Annotated in this window: 24 protein-coding genes; 3 read left to right on the forward strand and 21 right to left on the reverse strand. The window is 35.4% G+C overall.

The genetic code is table 11. The features are described from left to right. Window positions 1-71: 71 nt before the first annotated feature. Both Q73A0000_RS00810 and Q73A0000_RS17155 read right to left on the reverse strand, forming a co-directional pair. On the reverse strand, window positions 72-1,172 hold the full coding sequence (locus tag Q73A0000_RS00810; RefSeq protein WP_193812200.1) for an ABC transporter permease: 1,101 nt from the start codon (window positions 1,170-1,172) through the stop codon (window positions 72-74). Window positions 1,173-1,565: 393 nt separating this feature from the next. Beyond that, window positions 1,566-1,823 carry an integrase core domain-containing protein gene (locus Q73A0000_RS17155; RefSeq protein WP_410504137.1) on the reverse strand — a complete coding sequence of 86 codons (258 nt, stop codon included), beginning with the start codon at window positions 1,821-1,823 and terminating at the stop codon, window positions 1,566-1,568. A gap of 171 nt (window positions 1,824-1,994) precedes the next feature. Here Q73A0000_RS17155 and Q73A0000_RS00820 point away from each other — a divergent pair, with 171 nt between their 5' ends. From Q73A0000_RS00820 to Q73A0000_RS00830, 3 genes are all read left to right on the forward strand, one after another. Continuing rightward, the gene (locus Q73A0000_RS00820; protein ID WP_193812202.1) at window positions 1,995-2,192 is read left to right on the forward strand and encodes a hypothetical protein; all 198 of its coding nucleotides are present in this window, start codon (window positions 1,995-1,997) and stop codon (window positions 2,190-2,192) included. 29 nt (window positions 2,193-2,221) lie between these two features. Continuing rightward, window positions 2,222-2,977 (forward strand): IS4 family transposase, encoded by a 756-nt coding sequence (locus Q73A0000_RS00825; RefSeq protein ID WP_193812203.1) that lies wholly within the window; start codon window positions 2,222-2,224, stop codon window positions 2,975-2,977. 92 nt (window positions 2,978-3,069) lie between these two features. Next, window positions 3,070-3,387, forward strand: a complete 318-nt coding sequence (locus Q73A0000_RS00830; protein ID WP_193812204.1) for a hypothetical protein — start codon at window positions 3,070-3,072, stop codon at window positions 3,385-3,387. A gap of 16 nt (window positions 3,388-3,403) precedes the next feature. Here the strand turns inward: Q73A0000_RS00830 and Q73A0000_RS00835 are convergent, their stop codons facing one another. The 19 genes from Q73A0000_RS00835 to Q73A0000_RS00925 all read right to left on the reverse strand — a co-directional run bounded on the left by Q73A0000_RS00835 (window position 3,404) and on the right by Q73A0000_RS00925 (window position 21,322). Then, window positions 3,404-3,826, reverse strand: a complete 423-nt coding sequence (locus tag Q73A0000_RS00835) for a DDE-type integrase/transposase/recombinase (RefSeq protein ID WP_193812205.1) — start codon at window positions 3,824-3,826, stop codon at window positions 3,404-3,406. A 92-nt stretch (window positions 3,827-3,918) separates the two neighbouring features. Beyond that, complete coding sequence (locus Q73A0000_RS00840) at window positions 3,919-4,329, reverse strand: transposase (RefSeq protein ID WP_193812206.1); 411 nt, start codon at window positions 4,327-4,329, stop codon at window positions 3,919-3,921. A gap of 83 nt (window positions 4,330-4,412) precedes the next feature. Beyond that, a complete protein-coding gene (locus tag Q73A0000_RS00845) occupies window positions 4,413-5,165 on the reverse strand; it encodes an ABC transporter ATP-binding protein (protein WP_193812207.1) in 753 nt (250 codons plus the stop codon). Window position 5,166: 1 nt separating this feature from the next. Beyond that, window positions 5,167-6,093 carry an ABC transporter ATP-binding protein gene (locus Q73A0000_RS00850; protein WP_193812208.1) on the reverse strand — a complete coding sequence of 309 codons (927 nt, stop codon included), beginning with the start codon at window positions 6,091-6,093 and terminating at the stop codon, window positions 5,167-5,169. A gap of 367 nt (window positions 6,094-6,460) precedes the next feature. Beyond that, window positions 6,461-7,432, reverse strand: coding sequence for an HlyD family secretion protein (locus Q73A0000_RS00855; RefSeq protein ID WP_193812209.1), 972 nt, complete (start codon window positions 7,430-7,432; stop codon window positions 6,461-6,463). Between the two features lie 65 nt (window positions 7,433-7,497). Further along, window positions 7,498-8,745: a TolC family protein gene (locus Q73A0000_RS00860; RefSeq protein WP_193812210.1), complete on the reverse strand. Its 1,248-nt coding sequence runs from the start codon at window positions 8,743-8,745 to the stop codon at window positions 7,498-7,500. Between the two features lie 199 nt (window positions 8,746-8,944). After that, entirely contained in the window at window positions 8,945-9,541 is a 597-nt protein-coding gene (locus Q73A0000_RS00865) for a TetR/AcrR family transcriptional regulator (RefSeq protein WP_193812211.1), read from the reverse strand. 493 nt (window positions 9,542-10,034) lie between these two features. Then, entirely contained in the window at window positions 10,035-10,718 is a 684-nt protein-coding gene (locus Q73A0000_RS00870; RefSeq protein WP_244140775.1) for an SCO family protein, read from the reverse strand. After that, window positions 10,705-10,983: a YHS domain-containing protein gene (locus tag Q73A0000_RS00875; protein ID WP_193812212.1), complete on the reverse strand. Its 279-nt coding sequence runs from the start codon at window positions 10,981-10,983 to the stop codon at window positions 10,705-10,707. The genes Q73A0000_RS00870 and Q73A0000_RS00875 overlap by 14 nt, the downstream gene beginning before the upstream one ends. A 233-nt stretch (window positions 10,984-11,216) precedes the next feature. Beyond that, the gene (locus tag Q73A0000_RS00880) at window positions 11,217-11,576 is read right to left on the reverse strand and encodes a hypothetical protein (protein ID WP_244140776.1); all 360 of its coding nucleotides are present in this window, start codon (window positions 11,574-11,576) and stop codon (window positions 11,217-11,219) included. 535 nt (window positions 11,577-12,111) lie between these two features. Beyond that, window positions 12,112-13,491 (reverse strand): NADH-quinone oxidoreductase subunit N, encoded by a 1,380-nt coding sequence (locus tag Q73A0000_RS00885; RefSeq protein ID WP_193812213.1) that lies wholly within the window; start codon window positions 13,489-13,491, stop codon window positions 12,112-12,114. 86 nt (window positions 13,492-13,577) lie between these two features. Next, window positions 13,578-15,071 (reverse strand): NuoM family protein, encoded by a 1,494-nt coding sequence (locus tag Q73A0000_RS00890; RefSeq protein WP_193812214.1) that lies wholly within the window; start codon window positions 15,069-15,071, stop codon window positions 13,578-13,580. A 3-nt stretch (window positions 15,072-15,074) separates the two neighbouring features. Continuing rightward, entirely contained in the window at window positions 15,075-16,970 is a 1,896-nt protein-coding gene (gene nuoL, locus Q73A0000_RS00895) for an NADH-quinone oxidoreductase subunit L (RefSeq protein ID WP_193812215.1), read from the reverse strand. Window positions 16,971-16,976: 6 nt separating this feature from the next. Further along, a complete protein-coding gene (gene nuoK, locus Q73A0000_RS00900; protein ID WP_193812216.1) occupies window positions 16,977-17,306 on the reverse strand; it encodes an NADH-quinone oxidoreductase subunit NuoK in 330 nt (109 codons plus the stop codon). A gap of 4 nt (window positions 17,307-17,310) precedes the next feature. Beyond that, the gene (locus tag Q73A0000_RS00905; protein WP_193812217.1) at window positions 17,311-17,805 is read right to left on the reverse strand and encodes an NADH-quinone oxidoreductase subunit J; all 495 of its coding nucleotides are present in this window, start codon (window positions 17,803-17,805) and stop codon (window positions 17,311-17,313) included. A 1-nt stretch (window position 17,806) separates the two neighbouring features. Beyond that, window positions 17,807-18,355, reverse strand: coding sequence for a NuoI/complex I 23 kDa subunit family protein (locus Q73A0000_RS00910; protein ID WP_193812218.1), 549 nt, complete (start codon window positions 18,353-18,355; stop codon window positions 17,807-17,809). 53 nt (window positions 18,356-18,408) lie between these two features. Then, on the reverse strand, window positions 18,409-19,470 hold the full coding sequence (gene nuoH / locus Q73A0000_RS00915) for an NADH-quinone oxidoreductase subunit NuoH (protein WP_193812219.1): 1,062 nt from the start codon (window positions 19,468-19,470) through the stop codon (window positions 18,409-18,411). 2 nt (window positions 19,471-19,472) lie between these two features. Continuing rightward, window positions 19,473-20,471, reverse strand: coding sequence for a 2Fe-2S iron-sulfur cluster-binding protein (locus tag Q73A0000_RS00920; RefSeq protein ID WP_193812220.1), 999 nt, complete (start codon window positions 20,469-20,471; stop codon window positions 19,473-19,475). 26 nt (window positions 20,472-20,497) lie between these two features. Then, window positions 20,498-21,322 (reverse strand): hypothetical protein, encoded by an 825-nt coding sequence (locus Q73A0000_RS00925; protein ID WP_193812221.1) that lies wholly within the window; start codon window positions 21,320-21,322, stop codon window positions 20,498-20,500. Between the last annotated feature and the right edge of the window lie 6 nt (window positions 21,323-21,328).

A 21,328-nucleotide genomic window follows, 5' to 3' on the forward strand; every position in this document is an offset into this window, starting at 1 on the left:
ATTGGTGGCTGAGCCTGTCGAAGCCATCAATAAAAAAAGCGGGAGTGGAAGGCGGAAATGTCTGCCATAAATCATTCTAATCTTATTTTAAATTTTTTCACTGCGATGACGAATAATATGGCCATCATTCCGAAAAGTACTACTATTTGTTTCCAGATGACTTCGATGCCGGTGCCTTTGATCATTACGTTTTTTACAATTTCATAATACCATTTTGCCGGGATGAGGTTGCCGATGACTTGTAGCGGAACGGGCATGTTTTCGACGGGGAACATAAAGCCGCTCAGCATTAATGTTGGAAGCATGGTTCCAACAAGTGAAATCAGCATGGCGACTTGTTGGGTATTGGTTACAATTGAAATGATAATTCCGATTAAAAGATTGGTGATAATGAATATAATGCTGACAAATAATAGTAAAAACAGGCTTCCCTGGATGGGTAAATCGAGTAGGGTGACGCTTAAAATAAGGATTGAAATGAGGATAATCATCGATAATATAAAGTACGGAATTGCTTTTGCCAGAATGATTGTGGATGGTTTCATGGGCGAAACTAAAAGGATTTCCATGGTGCCGGATTCTTTTTCGCGGACAATGGCAATGGCAGTCATCAATACGCAGATAATTAAAAGGATGAGCGCCATTACGCCGGGAACGAAATTGGGCGCGCCTTTGAGTTGCGGATTGTATAGCATTCGGATTTCGGGTTGTACGCCGGAAGCTTGCTGCAAGGTTTTCTGTCCGTAATAATCCATTAATATATTGGACATGAAGTTGTAAATCTGATTGGCGAGATTAATATCGGTTCCGTCGGTAATCAGCTGTATTTGCGTTTTTTTTCCTACGATCAGGTTTTCCGAAAACTGCTGCGGAATGACGAGAATCATTTTTATTTTTCCTCCTTTGAAAGCGTCTTCAGCTTGGTCGATTGAGGTTAAAGATTTATCGACATCGAAATATTGATTGGCATTTATTTTTGAAATCAGCTCTATGGAACTCTGAGTTTTGTCCTGATCGAGAACACCGATTTTTGTATTTTTAACTTCGGTACTTAAAGCGAAACCGAAAAGTAAAACCTGTACGATTGGCATTCCGAAAAGAATCAATAATGTCCTTCTGTCACGTAAAACGTGCCAAAATTCTTTTTTCACAAAAGTGATTAATTGTTTCATTTCTTTTAATAATCGATTATTGATCTTCGATAGTTGATTGCTTTCCTAAAGAATTATTATTTATCCAAAAAGTTCTCTTTTAATCTTTTTTTACCGCAAAAGTTTCCAAAAGCATTCTTTCTATTTAGTTATTCAAGAGTTTGCAAAACGTGGAGTAGATCTATGTTTTATTTTTTGCAATCTTTTATTATACTAATTTTTCTCATTTGCTGCTTTTCCGGTTTGAATTATATGTATTTTTGCCAATCCCTGAATAGTGTTGACTTGTTTTTATATAATTATTTTCATGATCGTTGTTGAATGTGGCTGTTAAAATGTGGGTAAATTTTAAGTGCAATCATTTCTAAATTTATCCATATTTTAATAGCTTTCCACACTAGGTAACCTCTTTTTTTACGGCTCATTATTATCATAGATGGTGATAATGGGATGGGATGAAAATCCCTTTTCTTGCCATCTTCTTTCAAATTCTACAGGCGATAACCGGCCAAGGTTATTATGTGGTCGGCGGTTATTATATTGATCAACCGCTCGCTTTGTAAATTTCTTCAACTGTTCAAAGTTCATGGGTTTCCATCGATCCAGATATTCTTCTTTTATGGTCTTGTTTATCCGCTCTGCATATGCATTATCCTGTGCAGACAAGGCCATGCTTATTTGGGTAGCCCCTTCTTTCAGCAACTTGACATATTCTTTATAAATGTATTGCCCTCCTCTGTCCTAATCTTTATACACATCTTTTTGCCGGTAACTGAGGATTTAAATCTCTGTAAATCAAGTGATTAAGCTTGTTTTTCACCTTGTTGTTTCGTATCTTTAAGGATGCAAAACACCTGTTGTTCAGCCATTTACACTGTAAAAGTACCCGATGTTCGAATCCAAAAAAGAATTGAATTCTCCATGAATAAAATGTTAACTTTAGGCAGTTCGATTGTGAATCGATTGTCGAGTTTACACACAGAAAAAATCGGATTTTATAGAATGCTTTCAAATACACGATTTTCACATGACGACCTTTAGAAGGGTCATTTAAACTTTGCTTGTCCAATATGGATACCGACCATGTTTTGGCTATTCAGGATACTACAGAGTTTAATTATGGGGGATTGAAGTCTAAATTAGGACCTGATGATCCTGACATTGGACCAACAGGTTCATCTAAGATTGCTGGCTTTTTTTGTCACCCAATGCTTATTGTAAACCCGATTTTAAACTCGCTAATTGGTTTTTCATCAGTTCAGATTTATAATCGTACTTGGGGACAACCAGATAAAAAAGAACGAAAGTACAACCAGATAGATATTGAAGAAAAGGAATCCTATCGATGGATTAAGTCCTCTATTGAAACAAAAGAATTACTCCCTGAGAATGTTAAAGTTACTATTATTGGAGATCGCGAGAATGATATTTATGAAGACTTTGATCGGGTTCCCGATGAAAGAACCAATCTGCTAATTCGCTCTAGATGTGATAGAAACATAGTTGGAGAACATAAAAAGCTCTACAATTTACTTGATAACACTATTGTTGCAGGAAGTGTGGAAGTTGAGATTACCGGACAAAAGAATCGAAAAAAACGAACAGCTTTAATAGATGTGAAATTTACAAAAGCTAAAATTTGTGCACCAACCAGATTAAACGTTTCTCAAAAAAATATTGAAATTTATGTAATTGAAGCAACTGAAAATCCATCAACGATTCCGACCAATGAAGTTGGGATTTCTTGGAAGTTACTAACGACACATAAAATTGAGAATTTAGAAAAGCCATCGAATGCATTAATTGGTATAAGAAACGTTGGTTAATCGAGGAACTTTTTAGAGTTATTAAAACGAAAGGATTTGAAATCGAATCAAGTCAGCTTGGAGATGGTTTTAAACTCAAAAAATTACTTGCCATGACATTAGAAGTTGCTCTGCAAGTTATGCGTCTAAAGCTATCATTAAATGAAGTGAATCAAAAACAAGACAATCTATTTAATAGCAATGAAATCAAGTTTTTAGAGAAAGTGAATAGAAAAATAGAAGGGCAAACTCAAAAACAAAAAAATCCATACAACGAACAAACGCTAGCTTGGATCACGTGGATAATTGCTCGTATCGGTGGTTGGACAGGATACAAATCGCAAGGTCCTCCAGGTTATATAACAATAAAAAATGGGTTAGATAGATATCACCAACAATATGAAGGTTTTTTAATGTTTTCTGATGATTAGGATTTGTGTATAAAGATTAGCCTCTGTCTGAGTGATGGATTTTAGGAAAACAATGGTCTTTTAACGCCATTTTCAAGGCTTCTACATTCGCTGTTGCCCTCATATTATTGGATATTTTGTATCCTGTAATCTTTTTAGTGTATACATCAATGATGAAAACTGCGTAATAAAACCTATCGTTAACATAAATATACGTAATATCCGATTGCCAAATGGTATTAGGTGCATTTACTTCCATGCCTTTGATAAGATTGGGATATTCGCAGGCGACAGAATGAGTCGTTCTGCGGTAATTCCTCTTGTGCTCCAGCCTGAAACCCAATTCCATAAAAAGCTCTATGAAGCGGTCTCTGCCTATGAATTCCGGCTTTAAGGCATAATACATTTTCTCTACTCCGCATCCTGGGTGTTCACTCCGGAGTTCGCGGGCTTCCAACATTAGAACACGTACTTTTTCATCAAAAATGTTCTGGCGATACTCATATTGTTGCACCGCCTGCCTGCTGATCCCAACTGCTCGATACAAAGCATTCAGGGTGAATTCTTTTTCTTCGGAATGTTGCCTGAACCACCAGAGCGTTGGTTGCCGTAATTTTTTTTTATGTCAATATCCAGATCCTCCTTGGCTATATCAATCATTTTTTCCAGATAATCGATCATAATCTGCTTCTGGCCAACGGCTTGCTCAAGTTCTTTAATCTTCTGCTCGAGTTCTTTTAGCCTATGTACACTGCTTTCTTTCATTTCTACAACTCTAATTCCTTTCTCGTTAAAGGTAGAAAATTTATAGATCCATAGGTAAATAGCAGAGTCTGATATTCCATACAATTTTTCAAGCTGTAATACACTGAATTTTCCACTCTCAAATAGAGAGACAATCTCTCTCTTAAATTCTTCGCTGAAAACCCGATGCTTCTGCAGTTTCTTAATGTTTGCTTTCATATTTGTTGACTTATTTATGTCAACCTATATCAGGGACGGACATTTCATCTATCATCTATCATCTATCATCTATCATCCATCATCTATTCAACTCTTTTTGCGCCTCTTGCTAATTCATAAAAAACTTCATCCATCGTTGTTGCATTAAACTGTTTTTTCAAATTTGACGGCGTATCCAGTGCGGCGATTTTTCCATCAACCATGATGGAAACGCGGTCGCAATATTCTGCTTCATCCATATAATGGGTGGTTACAAAAATGGTAATTCCGCGGTCTGCTGCGTCATAAATCATGCTCCAGAATTGTCTTCTCGTTACAGGATCGACGCCGCCAGTTGGTTCATCTAAAAACACAATTTGTGGTTCATGAAAAATAGCAACAGAAAAAGCGAGTTTCTGTTTCCAACCCAAAGGAAGTTGCGAAACCAGTTTGTTTTTTTCCTCTTCCAAGCCCAGTTCTTTGATAAGTTCGGCACTTTTTGTTTTCAATTCTTTTCTTGGGATTCCATAAATTCCGCCAAAGAATTCCAGATTTTCTTTGACAGTCAGATTTCCGTACAAAGAAAATTTCTGACTCATGTAGCCAATATTTCTTTTGATTTTTTCTGTTTCGCGATAGACATCAAAACCGGCAACCGTAGCATTTCCTGAAGTTGGAACAGAAAGTCCGCAAAACATTCTCATCGCCGTTGTTTTTCCCGCGCCATTTGCACCAAGAAATCCAAAAATTTCTCCTTTCTTCACTTCAAAACTGATGTGATCAACTGCCACAAAATGGCCAAAAGATTTGGTGATTTTTTCTGCGGTAATGGCGATATTTAGATTTTTAGGATTCATTTTAATTATTTTCATGAGAAAGCAACTGGATGAAACTGTCTTCGGTATTCGCTTTTACGGCTTTGACTTCTATATTTTCAAATCCATTATTTTTTAGAAATTCCTCAATAGAATGAATGTTGAAGTTTATATTTTTATCTACGCTCAAATGCACAAATTCACCAAAAGCATAAACGTTTTTTTTCTGGTCGAAATTTTCTAAAGCTTTTAAAACCTGAGATGTTCGTCCGGCCTTTACCTCAAAAAGTAAGTCAGGGTAGGAGTTGCTGATGTTTTCGGGTGTTTCAATCGATAGTATTTTTCCATTTTGCATTAAAGCGATTCGGTCACAGAGCGAAGCTTCGTCCATATAAGGCGTTGCAACAACCATGGTGATTCCCTGTTTTTTCAGGCGTTTTAGCATTACCCAAAATTCTTTTCGTGAAACAGGATCAACTCCAGTTGTCGGCTCATCAAGAAATAAAACTTTCGGTTTGTGAATTAAGGCGCAACACAAGGCGAGTTTCTGTTTCATACCGCCCGATAATTGTCCGGCTTTTCGGGTTTTAAAAGGTTCAATCTGAATATAAATATCTTTGATTAAATCGTAGTTTTCCTCAATCGTTGTATTAAAAACGCTGGCGAAAAACTGTAGATTTTCTTCGACTGTCAAATCCTGATACAAGGAAAATTTCCCAGGCATATATCCCAAAATATGTCTGATTTTTTTATAATCTTTTACCATATCAAATTCCTCAATCCTTGCTGAACCTGAGTCAGGTAAAAGGAGCGTGGTCAACATTCTGAATATCGAAGTTTTGCCCGAGCCGTCAGGACCAATTAATCCGAAGATTTCTCCGTGGTCCACATCGAAACTCACGTCGTCAACAGCAAGGACTTTTTCTTTGCCGTAAGTTTTGATGAGGTTATTGACGGTGATTGATTTCATTGGAGTCTGGATGTTTGGTATTGGATGCTGGGTGTGGGAATTAATTACTAAAAATTCTTAACCACAAAACGCACAAAAGTTTTTTTTAAAGATGGAATCTATTGGGTTTTTTAAGATCATATAAAATGATGTTAGTTATTTTGATTTTATTGAAAATTTTTTTTACCGCAAAAGAGACAAAAGTTGATTGCATATTTTTAGTGAATCAAAAGGTGGTAAAAGCTAGGCTTCTATTATTGCTTACTATTGTGAACTTTTATTTGTGTTTTTAACATATAGCTTTTGTGAACTTTTATATTAAATTTTTCCATACAGCTTTTGTGACTTTGTGGTTAAATAATTATAGAGTTCTTTTTCGTTTTAGTTCTTAAAATTTCACATCGGCGTACATTCCGATTTTGAGGAAGCCATTATTTTTAACATGGACTTTTACGGCATATACTAGATTGGCTCTTTCGTTTTTGGTTTGAATGGTTTTGGGAGTAAACTCGGCTTTTGAGCTGATCCAGTAAATGGTTCCGGGAACTTCATTGGTTTTTCCGTCTCCATTATCGAGTAAAACTTTGACTTGCTGACCGGTTTTTATTTTTGGCAATTGATCTCCGGTGATAAATATTTTTAAAGTCATCAAGTCGAGATTCGCCATTTTGAAAATGGGTTTTCCGATAGTTGCGAATTCTCCTTCATTTGAATACTTTGTGAGAACCATTCCAGAAATTGGACTTTCGATCGTGTTGTTTTTTAGAAGTTCGTCAATCTGTTCTACTTTTTTTTCGGTTGGTTTTCTTTCACTTAAAACGGCTCTGTTTTGAATGGCAACATTTTCTTTAGCTGCTGAAATTTGCTGATTGAGCGTTGTCAATTGAGTTTGTGCGGCTGCGATTTGTTTCTGAATGACATCAATAATTCCATTGGCGTCATCAAGTTGTTTTTTGGTAGCTGCATCTTCTCGAACGAGATTCGCGGTTCTGTTGCGCTCTCTGACTGCATTTTGCAACTGCTCTTTTAAAACCGAAATATTGGCATTTTGAGTATTAAACTGCGATTCTAAAACCTGAATTTGCGGAAGCGCTGAATTGGTTTTCTGGTCGATAGCATCCAAACTAGCCACGACCTGCTCTTTCTGTAGTTCGACTGTTTTCGGATCAATTTCTCCAACGTTTTGATTCTTAGTAAGCTGTTGGCCTTCTTCCACATTCAGCTTCAAAATTGTTCCGCTGGCTTTTGCGGTGACCATGACTTCATCAGCTTCAAAAGTTCCGGAAGCATCGTAATTTTGGTCTGAATTATTACAGGAAAAAAGAGTGAGAGCAGCTATTATTAGTATATGTTTTTTCATCGGAAGGGATTTTTAATTTTCTAAAAATTAATAAATTTCATTACTCATTACTCATTACTCATTACTCATTGATTAAGGTGAGCTTTCAGATTATATTGGGTGGAGAGATACTGAATTTCGTGGACTATTTTTTGGTTTTGCGCACGGGCGAGTTCATTGACTTCGCGCAGATAATCGCTGGTCGTGATAACGCCGTTTTCGAGTTGAGCTAAAGATGCTTTTTTAATACTTTCTCTAAGCGCAATTAATTCGCTGTCTTTATTAATTAATTGCTGAATTTTCTGCAGATCATTATTATTCTGAATCGTTTCGAAGTGCTGGTTAAAAAGGAAATTTTCTTTCTGCACATCGATTTCCTGCTGCTGGGTTTGGACTAAAGCCAAATCATTTTTCTTGGTATAAAATCCGGAGATTGGAATGTTCAAACGCAAGCCACCGATATAGAAGATATCAAATTCATTTTTCAACATATTGAAACCTGGTTTTCCGTAACCGCCTTGAAAAAAAGCACCTAGCTTTGGCGTGTTTTTAGAATTAATAAAAGACTTCTGAGTTTCCAAAGCTTGTTTCTGCAAATCGAACAGTTTCAGTTCTGCGCGTTTGTTTTCTTCAGGAATCAGGATTTTTTCAGGTCTTTGAAGCTGAGTATTTTCATCGATGTTTTTATGAATAAATACAGAAAGCATATCAGTAAAACTTTTTTTCATGGATTGAAGTTCCAACTGTTTCTGTTCCAGATTGATGAGTTGTGCTTTCAGAACATCGACGTTGCTTCTGTAGATAACACCGTTTTGTAATTGTGCTTCTGCTTTTTTTAAACCGTTGGTGATATCAGCTTTGGTCAATTCTGTTTGTTGAAGTTGTTCGTCGGTTTGAAGAATTCCAAAATAAATCTGGTTGATTCTTACTTCCAGCTGATCGGTTTCTACTTCAGTTTTCTTTAATTCTATTTCAGAATTTACGATTGCCATTTTCTTTTGATTGGCAATCATTCCGCCATCGTAAATGTTTTGTTGAACATCTGCGTAAACTTTATACTGATCTTTACTTACCGGAGTGATAGTGAAATTGGGGATTTGAATCGGTAATTGCGTAACATCGTTTTGATAAGTTGCCTGTCCTGTAATCTGGATTTGTGGAAGCCAACCTTTCGCTGCATTCTGCAGATTGTATTCTTTTGTTTTTGCAATGAGATCATGTCTTTTGATGAGCGGATAATTCTGTTTTGCCAAATCGTAACATTCTTTTAAAGTCAATGTTTGAGCATTAACTGAGAAGATGAGGAACAAGAATAGATATTTTAAAATCTTCATTTTTTCTATTTTAAATTTGATGTGTACAATGTTTTTTTAACTGCAAAGTCACAAAAGAGTACTTCAAAAAACAGTTAATAGAAGTTCACAAAGTTGAAAATCTAAAGATTTTAGAATGCTTGTTACTGTTTATGAAGTTGTCATTTTGAACTTTCATTTTAATTTAACTTTTGTGCCTTTGCCTTTGTGGTTTTAATAATTAATTATTCAACATCATTTTGATCCACATTGGAACCATTGTTTTTCTTTCTTCCACGAATTTTTGAAATTCATCATCATCCATTAAATCAAAAGATTGCAAAATAGGTTTTCCTAAGAAAGGAAAAACAGTCATGCTTAAAAAATTTAATAAGAAATGGAAAGGATTGATTTCCGGTTTTCGTTCCTGAATTTGTTTGATTATAAATGAATTTTTTAATAATGTATCGATGGGAAGAAGCGATTTCACATCAGAAGTTTTCTTTTGAATTTCACTTAAAACGAAGATAGGTAAGTTTGGGTTTTCAGATAGAATTTCGAAATATTTTACACTCGCTAAATCTATTTTTTCGTCTAATGATGTTTTATCGTTGGTGATGATGGGAATGATTTTTCCAAAAAGTAAAACGATTTTTACTTTCATAACCTGCTCGAATAATTTCTCTTTCGTGCGGAAATAATAGTTGAGAAGCGCCAAGTTAAGTCCGGCTTCTTCGGCAATGTCGCGTGTTCTGGTTCCGGAAAATCCTTTTTCAGTGAACACTTTCGAAGCTGCGAGTAAAATTTTATCTTCAGTAGAAAGTTCTTCTGCTTTCATGTCTTTAAATTCTAAAGTAAAGTTAGCATTAATTTTTTAATTTAAACAAATGAATTAATCAAATGATTAAATTTATGGTAATTTATTGATTTCTCATATTTTAGATTAAAAAAATGGGAGAAACGAAAATAGTTAATTGAGAACTTAAGCTCTGATTGTTAAATTTTTGCGAGACTACCGCCGGTTTTCACTCAAAGACGCAAAATTTTACGCAAAGAGCGGAAAGATTTTTTTTAGAAATATGTTATTTTATTCGCGTTTTTTTATTCGTACAGGCGTTTAATTGGGTCGAATTTCAATTTTCAGTTAGCAAAGTTTGTAAGAAAATGAATTTCATTTTAAATATCTGATTTTCATATTTAGATCTTTTAAGGCCAAGAAATTTTAAAATAAAAAAGCTGTTTAATTGAATAAACAGCCTTTTTTAAATCAAACGAAATGATTGAATACTCTTTTAAAGTTTTAAAATATTTAAAACAAATTCAAGTGTTTATTAGTTCAAAAGTTTTCTGATATCTTCAACTAAAAGTTGTACGTCAGGATGATACTTCCCAGTTAATTTTTCAATTTTACCTTCCGGATCTTCATAGTTTAAACCTGAATAATAAAGAATGGGCATTTTTTCTTTATTTAAACGACAGCGAATATTTCCGTTCTTATCTACCAACCCAATCATTCCACTGTGGTTCAGATTTTCTGCTTCATCTTCTTTATCACCAACATAAATGGCGAACTGATCAGCTAATTTACCGATATACTCACGGTCACCAGTAAGAAAATGCCAGTTTGGATTAGTAGCACCAATTTTTTCTGCATGTTGTTTTAAAATTTCTGGCGTATCATTTTTAGGATCAATACTGATTGAAATAATGCCGAAGTTTGGATCATTAATTTCCTTATCAATGTTTTTCATATTGGCATTCATCACGGGACAAATGGTGGGGCAAGTGCTGTAAAAAAACTCTACCAAATATACTTTTCCAAGCATATCTTTGTTGGTTGTTTTTTTGTTGTTCTGATCAACCAATTCAAAGTCAGGAACCTTCATAACGGTGTAGAGCATTTTTTTAAAATAGCTTGTTCCTACAATAATTACCACAAAAAGTACGGCGATAACGAGAAGCGGCATTAAGATTCTATTCTTAAACTGTTGTTTTGGATTTTTATTTTCTTTCATTTTGAGTGTATTTTTCAGGATTTTTTTTGAATTTATCTTTGCAACTTTCACTGCAGAATCCGTAGATTTTTCCTTTATAATTGGCGGTGTCTTTTAGAAAGTCGGCAGTTTTCATTTGACAAATTGGATCTTCTGCGTTGACGACGGTTATTCCTGTTAAGTTCATTTTTTGACTGGCTTTGTGGACGTGTTTTACCGTATGAGTTTCTTGGGAGCAAGCGATGGTGGATGCTGCGAGGAGCATGATCATTAAGTAATTTTTCATTAGGAAATGGTTAGGTTTAAGAATTAAGGAATTTCTGCTTTAAATCGCAATGAAAATTTTTCAGACAAAGACGTAATCTCTGAAGTGTCGGAATATAAACATACGAACTTTTTTTGAGTTCGGGAATGCGTTTAATTTAACAAAATATGAAAAGAGTTCCATTTTGACGATTACAGAATATCACAGATAGAATAGGGATTTTGATGTAAAATCAAAAATTAGATTTGAAAATATTAAACCAAAGGAGGATGAAAAATATTGAAAATATAATCAGAATTGTAAAGGTTGTACTGTTTTGTAAGTATCGTTAATTCTGCGAAATCAAGTTCTAAAACTTTGGTAAAAGACCAAATTTCTTTAGTTATAAATACATCAATGAAATTACTTCTTATGATTTCCTTTGGCGTTTGATTTTCTGTTTTTGAAAGTTCTTTGGCAAGATAGCATTTTCCGTTGCAGGATAATTGAGGCTTTGCTGTGTTCTCACATTTTTCCGCGACAATATTTTTATAGTTTACCGCATAATCGACCAATGGTAGTAAAGGTCGAAATACTATAGAAAAAATAATAAATAGAGGTAAGAGGAACTTCAAAGGAATTATTTTAGATAACAAATATACAATGTAATTATTGTTTTTTGGGGTGAATAATAGGATAACTAATTTATTCTAAGACTTAGAGTCGGCTTAAATTTTAATAAAATATATTAGTCACATAAGAATAAGTTATTACTTTGAAAATAGTTAGAACACAAAGTTAGGAATGGAAACTTCTATGAACTTTTATAAGTGGTTTTTTGTTAAACTTGTGTGATTAAGATTATTTGATGAACTATTAAAGTGGTTTTTATATCAGTGAAAATGTATTGATTTTCTGTGGGAAGAAGAAATGCCTGAAGTTATAGCCCTGATGGGAGCGGCATCCCCGCAAAGCGGGATACAGCGGACAGCGGGACGGATTTTGAAAGAAGCGAAAGTTTTAGTGCTCCTTATTAAGCGCCTGGTTATTCGTTGTAGGTTTATTATTTCTCCCCAAGATTGGATCCTAATCAATAATTTTGAGAAGTTTTATCATAAAAAAAAAACGCAACTCCTAAGAATTGCGTTTTAATAATTTTAAAATTGATTTTTACAAACCAAATTGTTTAGCAAACAAATCCGGGAAAACGCCCATCGCTACTAATGCTACGATAACGAATACCGCTACGATATTGTAAGTTAATGAAACTCTTTCTGAGGTTTTGAAACTGCTTTCTTTCGGGAAGAACATCGCCATAATTAGACGAAGATAGTAAGCAATTGAAATTGCAGATCCCAAAACAGCGACTAGAACTAAGAATGGTGATTTGTCAATCGCTTGTGCGAAGATGGCAAATTTTCCCATGAATCCTGCAGTTAAAGGAATACCAGCCATTGACAGCAGTGATACGGTTGCAGCTACGGCCAAGATTGGTTCCGTGTGTCCTAATCCTTTAAAAGCGTTGTAAGAAGTATCTCTTTTCAATTTTTCTACCCAGATTAAACACATCATTACCCCAACTGTTGCTAATGAATAAGCGAATAAATAGAACGCCAAGTTGTAACTTGAAAGACTGTTCATTCCGTAAAAAATCAGCGAGATATATCCAACGTGAGAAACGGAAGAGTAGGCCAACATTCTTTTTACGTTGGTTTGCGCTAATCCCATTACATTCGCAAGGAATAAAGTTATGATGATTAAAACGCCGATAATATTAATCCATTCTCCGGTGATTCCTAAGAAACCAATCGTCATTAATTTAAAGAAAGCAAAGAACGAAGAAATCTTCACCACCGACATCATAAATGCAGTGATCAGTGAAGGTGAACCTTGGTATACATCTGGACTCCACATGTGGAAAGGTGCTAGAGATACTTTAAAAGCTAAAGCAACTAACATTAAAATCGCGCCCAAAATAAACATTAAGTTTTTAGGATTCATTACCGCAAATTCGTGGATTTTATAAAGGTCGAAACTACCACTGCTTCCGTAAATTAAGGCAACTCCGAATAAAAGAAATCCGGTAGCAAAAGCTCCCATCAAGAAGTATTTTATTGAAGCTTCGTTGGAACGCAAATCAGTTTTGTTACTTCCTGCTAAAACATATAAAGGAATAGAAAGGATTTCGACTCCTAAAAATAAAGTCACCAAGTTTTGGAATCCGAATAAGATTACTCCTCCACATAATGAAAATAACATTAGCGCATATAATTCTGACTGGTGATTTCTGTGATTGCTGAAAGAAAAACCTCCCAGGAAGAATAACAGTATCGTAATAACAATTGCTATTTTGGTGAACATGGCAGCATTTGCTCCAAACTCAAACATGTGTTGGTATTGGCTGAAGAATGATACTTCCGGTAAGAAACTGACATAAAAAGCAATCATCAGTCCCAAAATACTAATGTATCTCGAGAATTTTCCCTGTTCAAAAACACCCGCAAATAATGCGACAATTGCGGTAAGGAATATAATTATTAAAACGCTCATTTATTTATAGATTTGAGATTGGAGATTTTCGATGGGTGATTAATTTCCCTGTTCTGGATCTCTAAATTTCTTAATTACTTATTTTATTAATTCATCATTGAAGTGAAAATAAACTTCAATGAACTGTTCACCATATCGAGGATCGGTTGTGGAAATACTCCTAAGAATATTACAAAAACAACCAAACTTGCCAATACTGAAAATTCAACTCCGGTTAAATCTCCTGCACTTGCCAGCACTTCTTCATCACCTTCTCCCAACATTGCTTTTGCATAAAATCTGAAAAGATAAACGGAAGAGAAAATCATGGTTGTTCCACCAATGACGGCAGCAAGAATACTGTAATCGAAAATTGATTTAATTAAGATGAATTCTCCTACGAAACCATTGGTTAAAGGAAGCGCAATTGATCCTAATAATATCACCATGAATAAAACAGCAAATTTCGGAGCTACTCTGGCCAAACCACCCATTTTTCGGATATCTCTGGTTTTGAATCTTTTGTAAAGAATATCAGCACAATAGAATAAACCTACCACGTTTATACCGTGAGCAAATGCTTGAACTAATGCACCTTCACCACCTTCAATCATTAAGGTTCCTTTCATTGTTAAGATTGCAGAAGCCATAATTCCGGCAGTCATCAAACCAACGTGAGATAGAGATGAATAAGCGATTAAACGTTTTGAGTCATTCTGAATGATGGCAATTAAAGCACCATGAACGACGCCAATAATTGCGAGCACTAATACAATTTGTCCTGAAAGTCCTAAAATCGGCTCCGGCGTAATCGGCAGTAACCATCGTAATAAACCATATACGGCCATCTTCAACATAATCCCCGAAAGTAACATGGAACCTTGTGTTGGTGAATACGTATAAGTATCCGGTTGCCAAGAATGGAAAGGGAATATCGGTAACTTCACGGCAAAGGCAAAGAAGATAAACCAGAAGATCACTGTTTGTGCACCACTAGTTAAGTCTGCATTATACAAATCGGTCAACGCAAATGAAGCGGAGTGATTGTAAACGTAGATTAAACCAATCAACATAAATAGGGAACCAACAAATGTGTATACAAAGAACCTAGTGGTAAATTGTACTTTCTTGTCTTCCTGTCCCCAGATTCCAGCGATTAACCAAATTGGAATTAAAGTTACTTCCCAAAAGATGTAGAATAATAAACCATCTAAAGAAGTGAAAACTCCTACCAATCCGAATTGCATCAATAGAATTAATCCGTAGAACGTATTTCTATATCCCGGTTTTTCATTAAAGGCAGAAAGAATAATCAGCGGTGTTAAAATGTTGGTTAATAACAACATCAACATACTCATTCCATCAATACCGAAATGAAGATTACTTTTGATATAATTGGACCAAGGATAATTAATTTCGTATTGCAAAACTCCGTCAACGGTAGGTTTGAAATCGAAATTCGACAGCATATAAAAGGTCAATAACATTTGTGCAAATGCAATTCCTAATGCGAGATATTTACTGGCGGGATTTTTCCACGCGAACACCAATACAGAACCTACCAGAGGTAATAGCAATGATGTTAATAATAGGTATGACATTTACTATTGTAATATAAAGTTAACAATTAAAATAATTCCGATAGCCAAAGACATGATGAGAACATAATTCTCTACATTTCCGTTCTGTAGCTTTTTTGCGGCTCTTCCAGAATCTTCTGCTCCGATACCAATGTAATCGACAAATCTTTTTAGAACTCCTTTGTCAAACATATTTCCAGCAACACCAAGACCTTCGATAAATTTCACAAATGTTGCGTTGTTCAATTCGTCGATAAATAATTTTCTGTTGGAAAGTTTTTCCCAGCCAACATAATTCTCTTCCGGTAGAGCCATTTTTTTCTTGTTGACGTAGGTGTTTTTAACAAAGAACCACACGGCAAAGAACATTAAAACAGTTAGACCTAAAAGAATCAGTTCAGTCATTAAAGGAACTTCAGCAAGTTCTACATCATAAACGTAAATGTTTTGTAACCAACTTCCTAATTTCGCATAATTACCGTGACCGATAAAATGCGGAAGATTAATGAAACCTCCTACAACAGAAAGTGCTGCAAGAACTACTAATGGTAAAGTCATATTTAAAGGACTTTCGTGAAGGTGACTTTTCTGTTCTTCAGTTCCTCTAAACTCTCCGTGGAAAGTTAGGTAGTACGCTCTGAACATATAAATCGCCGTCATTGCTGCAATGATGAAAAGAATGACCCACAGAAATGGACTTCTTCCGTAAACATTTGCTAAAATTTCATCTTTAGAAATCATTCCGGAAAGGAATGGGAATCCTGAAATTGCTAATGTTCCGATTAAGAATGTAATATGTGTAATTGGAATTTTTTTCTTTAAACCACCCATTAATCTCATATCCTGTTCTCCGCTCATAGCATGAATAACAGAACCTGAACCTAAGAATAATAACGCTTTGAAAAATGCGTGCGTCATTAAGTGGAACATTGCAGTAGTATAAGCACCGACACCAACTGCAACGAACATAAAGCCCAGTTGAGAAACGGTAGAATATGCTAAAACTTTTTTAATATCGTTTTGTCTAAGACCGATAAATGCCGCAACTAAAGCAGTTAATAAACCGATGAATAGAATAGCGTCCATAGTCGTTGGGGCCAGTGAGAATAAGAAGTTAGAACGGACTACTAAATAAATACCAGCAGTAACCATCGTCGCAGCGTGGATTAACGCTGAAACTGGAGTTGGTCCAGCCATCGCATCAGGAAGCCAAGTGAATAATGGAATCTGTGCAGATTTCCCTACCGCTCCAATAAATAAACTCGCTGTGATGAAAATAATAATACCTGAATCTAATTCAAATTTCCCTGAAATTTGAGCTACAGAAAGGTAATCAATGGCGTTAGTTTGATAAGCAATCATCAATATTCCGATGATCATTCCCAAGTCACCAATACGGTTCATGATAAATGCCTTTCTTGCCGCAGCACCGTACTCTTTATTTTTGTACCAGAAACCAATCAGTAAATAAGAACATAATCCAACACCTTCCCATCCGATGAAAAGGATCAGGTAATTGCTTCCCATTACTAAAAGCAACATCATGAAGATAAATAAATTCAGATAAGAAAAGAATTTATAAAAACCTTCGTCAGTGCTCATGTATCCAATAGAGTAGAGGTGTATTAAAGATCCGATTCCGGTAATAATCATAATCATCATTAATGAAAGCTGATCAATCTGGAAGGCGAAATTCACCTGAATACCATTGATTCTAAACCATTCAAATGCTCTTACAATAACGGGTTGTGAATCTGCATCAAACTTTAAGAATAAACTCAAAGCAATAATAAATGAAGCAAATACTACAGCAGTTGCCAAAGTTCCTACCACCATCTTCGGAAGCTTTTTTCCGAACAGACCGTTGAATAGAAATCCTGCAAGTGGTAAAAGTATAATCGCGTAAACTAAATTTTCCATCCTATATTATCCTCTTAATTTATTAAAAATACTAATGTCTACCGATTTTGTATTTCTGTACAACATGGCGATAATTGCTAAACCTACAGCAACTTCTGCCGCGGCAACTACCATGATAAAGAAAACCAGAATCTGCCCGTTTCCGTCACCTTTATAAGATGAAAAAGCAGCGAGCAAAAGGTTTACAGAATTCAGCATCAACTCTACACATCCTAAAATGATGATGGCATTTTTGCGGATTAAAACCCCCATTACGCCGAGGCAGAACAAAACAGAACTCAGAATAATAAAATATTCTAATGGTACTGCCTGTATAAATGTATTTACTTCTCCCATAATTCTATAAATCTTTTTTACCAATTAATACTGCACCTACAATTCCGGCAAGAATAAGGATTGAAGCCAGTTCAAACGGTAAAACATATTCGTTAAACAATAATCTACCAAGGTTTTTAGTTAAACCAATAGATGAATCGACATCACCTGCATATGTTTTTTGGTTTAATCCTTTGAAGGCTCCTAAAATTCCTACCAATAATAATCCTGCGGAAAATACTCCGATGAATTTTGGAAGGTTTTTCTTTCTACTTTCATCTTCTTTATTCAGGTTCAGCATCATTAAGATATAAAGGAACAATACCATGATTGCACCAGCATAAACGATAATTTGTACAATTCCTAAGAACTGCGCATTCAATAAAATATAAAGAGCTGCAATCGAAAAGAAGGTAACAATCAATGACAAAATAGAGTAGAGTGCATTTTTTGCAAAAACAAAATAAAATCCACTTACTAACGCTAAAAATGCCACGAAGAAAAATATGATTTGTTCCATACTATTTTACTGATTTTTTTTGCAATTCACTTTGACGCTCTGTAATATCAATTCTTTCATTGATCTTTTCCACCAATCTGTCTTTGCCATAAACGAAACTTCCACGGTTTGTTCCTACATCAACCAAACGGTCTGTTAAGTAAATCGCTGATTTCGGGCAAGCCTCTTCACAAAGACCACAGAAAATACATCGCAGCATATTGATTTCATAAACCGATGCGTATTTTTCTTCACGATATAAATGTTTTTCGTCTTTGGTACGTTCAGCCCCCGTCATTGTAATTGCTTCTGCAGGACATGTTACTGCACAAAGTCCACAAGCTGTACATCGTTCTCTGCCTTCTTCGTCACGCTTCAAGACATGAAGTCCACGCCATACTTTCGCCCGTGGTTTTATTTGTTCCGGGTAAGACCAAACTTTTCCTTTCGGACCTGCTATTGCGTGCTTTAAAGTTATTGCCATTCCCTTGAAAATCTCAGGAAGGTATAATTTTTCCATAAAAGTCATCTCTTTATTTGAGACTACTTTTGATCTGTTTGTCAGTTTCATATTGATGGGTTTTAGCTCCACTTTTCAGTGTTGCATTAAAACTTCTATTTTTATTAATGTGCGAAGAAAACAATTACGGCTGCCGTAATTACTAAATTCACTAATGCTAATGGGATTAGTTTTTTCCAACCTAAATGCATTAATTGGTCATATCTAAATCTCGGGATCGTCCAGCGGATCCACATAAAGATTAAAATTCCAATTATCGTTTTTCCTAAAATCGCAACAATACTTAATGTTCCTGCAATATTTTCTCCCCAATTTTCTGCAACCCAATTAATTCCAGGATAATTAAATCCACCGAAAAATAAAGTAGCAATTAAAGCATTAGAAATAAACATATTCACATATTCACCAAACATATATTGTCCAAAGTTCATTGAAGAGTATTCAGTCATAAAACCATTCACCAACTCAGATTCACACTCAGGTAAATCAAAAGGTGCACGACCAGTTTCTGCCATTGCAGCAATAAAAAAGATAAGAAATGCGAGAGGTTGATAAAATATATTCCAGTTCATACCATCAGCTGGAATGAAACCCCATATTTTTCCGACTCCCTGTGAAGAGGTGATATGATGTAGATCTAAACTTCCTGACATTAAAATAATAGAAAGAAGAGAAAGACCCATCGCCAATTCATAAGAAATCATTTGAGATGAAGCACGAATTGCTCCAATCAAAGAGTACTTATTATTAGAAGCCCAGCCACCAATCATCATTCCATAAACCCCGATAGAAACCATTGCTATCAGATACAAAACTCCAACATCAATATTGGCAACCTGGATATCAAAAGAATTTCCACCGATGTTTAACGATTTTCCCCAAGGAATAACCGCTCCGGTAATCAGGGAAATAAACATGGTTATCGCGGGTCCGATATAGAATAAAAATCGATCAGCTCCCTGTGGTACAAATCCTTCTTTGAAGAACAATTTCCCACCATCAGCTAACGGTTGCAAAATCCCGAAAGGACCAGCTCTGTTAGGACCAATTCTGTCCTGAAGAATCGCAGCTACTTTTCTTTCGCCCCACGTTGAGTAGGCGGCAACACCTAATGATACTGCGAAAAGTACAACAACTAATATTATTTTAAAAGTAATTAACTCCATAATTATTTCACGTCTTTATCGCTTAGTTCTTTGGCATCTGGATTATCCAAAAGACTAATCATATTTTTAGGTTTTTCGTAATGGTTCAAAGAGATTACCGAATGGCGATCGATATGACGTGGTCCTTCGATAGTCCAAAATTTCAAATCCTTTTTATGGAATCTGCACTCGTCACAAATCCAGTCCTGAACTTCATCGTATTGATCTTTTCTACCAGTTACTCTGATCACTTCTTCGCCTTTCATCCAAACGACAGCTTTACCTGCACATTTAGAACATTCGCAAGTTCCGTTCATCGGTTTTGTAAACCAAACTCTGCTTGCAAATCTAGCCGTTCTATCTGTTAAAGCACCAACTGGGCAAACATCGATTACGTTTCCGATGAAGTCACTCGTTAAAGCTTTATTTAAATTGGTTGAAATCTCTGCGTGATCACCTCTGAATAAAATACCGTGTTCTCTTTCTTTAGTCAATTGATTAGCCACCAAAACACATCTTGCGCACAAGATGCAACGGTTCATATTCAATTTAATATTAGGACCAATATCTTCCGGTTCAAAAGTTCTTCTTTCGAATTCTGTTCTTGTTTTTTCTAAACCGTGCTCGTAACTTAAATCCTGTAAATGACATTCTCCAGCTTGATCGCAAATTGGGCAATCTAGCGGGTGATTAATTAATAAGAATTCGGTTACCGCATTTCTAGCTTCCTGTGTTTTTTCAGACTGAAGATTTTTTACTTCCATTCCGTCCATTACGCTTGTTCTACAACTTGCCACTAATTTAGGCATCGGTCGTGTATCAGCGTCAGAACCTTTAGAAACTTCTACCAAACAAGTTCTACATCTACCGCCACTTGATTCCAGCGGTTTGTAATAACACATTGCGGGTGGTACAGATTTACCGCCGATTTGTCTCGCTGCTTCTAAAATAGAAGTACCAGGCAAAACTTCGGTAGTTTGTCCGTCTATGGTTATTTTGAATTTTTTAATTTCTTCGCTCATTATAGATGAATTCAAAAATGAATTTATTATTTTTTCGTATTAAAGGTGTAACCTATTCCGGCGAGGACTTGCCCAAAGACAAAATCCTGACTCGCTTTATCCGGTTTATTGTTTAAAGTAGTTTTGATGTCCCACATATTGATGTATCCAGCTTTTGCTTCAACTCTCACCATCCAGTGATTCCAGAAAACTAAGTTAAGACTTGTTCTTGCATCTGTCCCAATACCGGCAACATGAAATCTATCACTTCTTTCGTTTCCGAAAAGTTTCACATTACTTTTCGGAAACATCACGCCAACTCCAGCTCCATAAGACCAAACCAAATCAACATTCTTTTTGTTAATAAGATTTTTATATTTCTCAAGACCTATGTTTTCATAATTAAGTCCATCGGTATGTTCAAAAGTAAGAAATTGTGAGTCAGCTAAATTAACTTGTCCATTGTTGACCATTGCAGCATATTTTGGGTCTGAAATAGTTCCTGAAAAATTAACTGTTTGGTTTTGATCCATCACATATTTCATGTGGTCAATTCCTAAAACTAAAGCTAAATCATCTTTTATAAAATATCCTGCTCTAAAATTATATTGTGTTACCGTAAACCAAGCTGGGTCAAAATAAACAATTCCAAAAGACGTGGGTCTGTCGTGTGCCACAACATTATTTAATTGAAAATTATACCCATTTCCTTTAAAGTGAATATCTGAGTTGCTAAAGGCTCCTCTGTTCCAACCATAAAAAACAAACATTTGTCCTTTTTTTGATAATGGTTCTTTTTTAGGTGCTGCGTCTTGACCAAAGCCAAAACCAAATCCTAAAAACAGTGCTGATAAAACTATTACTTTCTTCATTTCTAA

The organism is Kaistella flava (ex Peng et al. 2021) (assembly GCF_015191005.1).
Classification (GTDB): Bacteria; Bacteroidota; Bacteroidia; order Flavobacteriales; family Weeksellaceae; genus Kaistella; species Kaistella flava.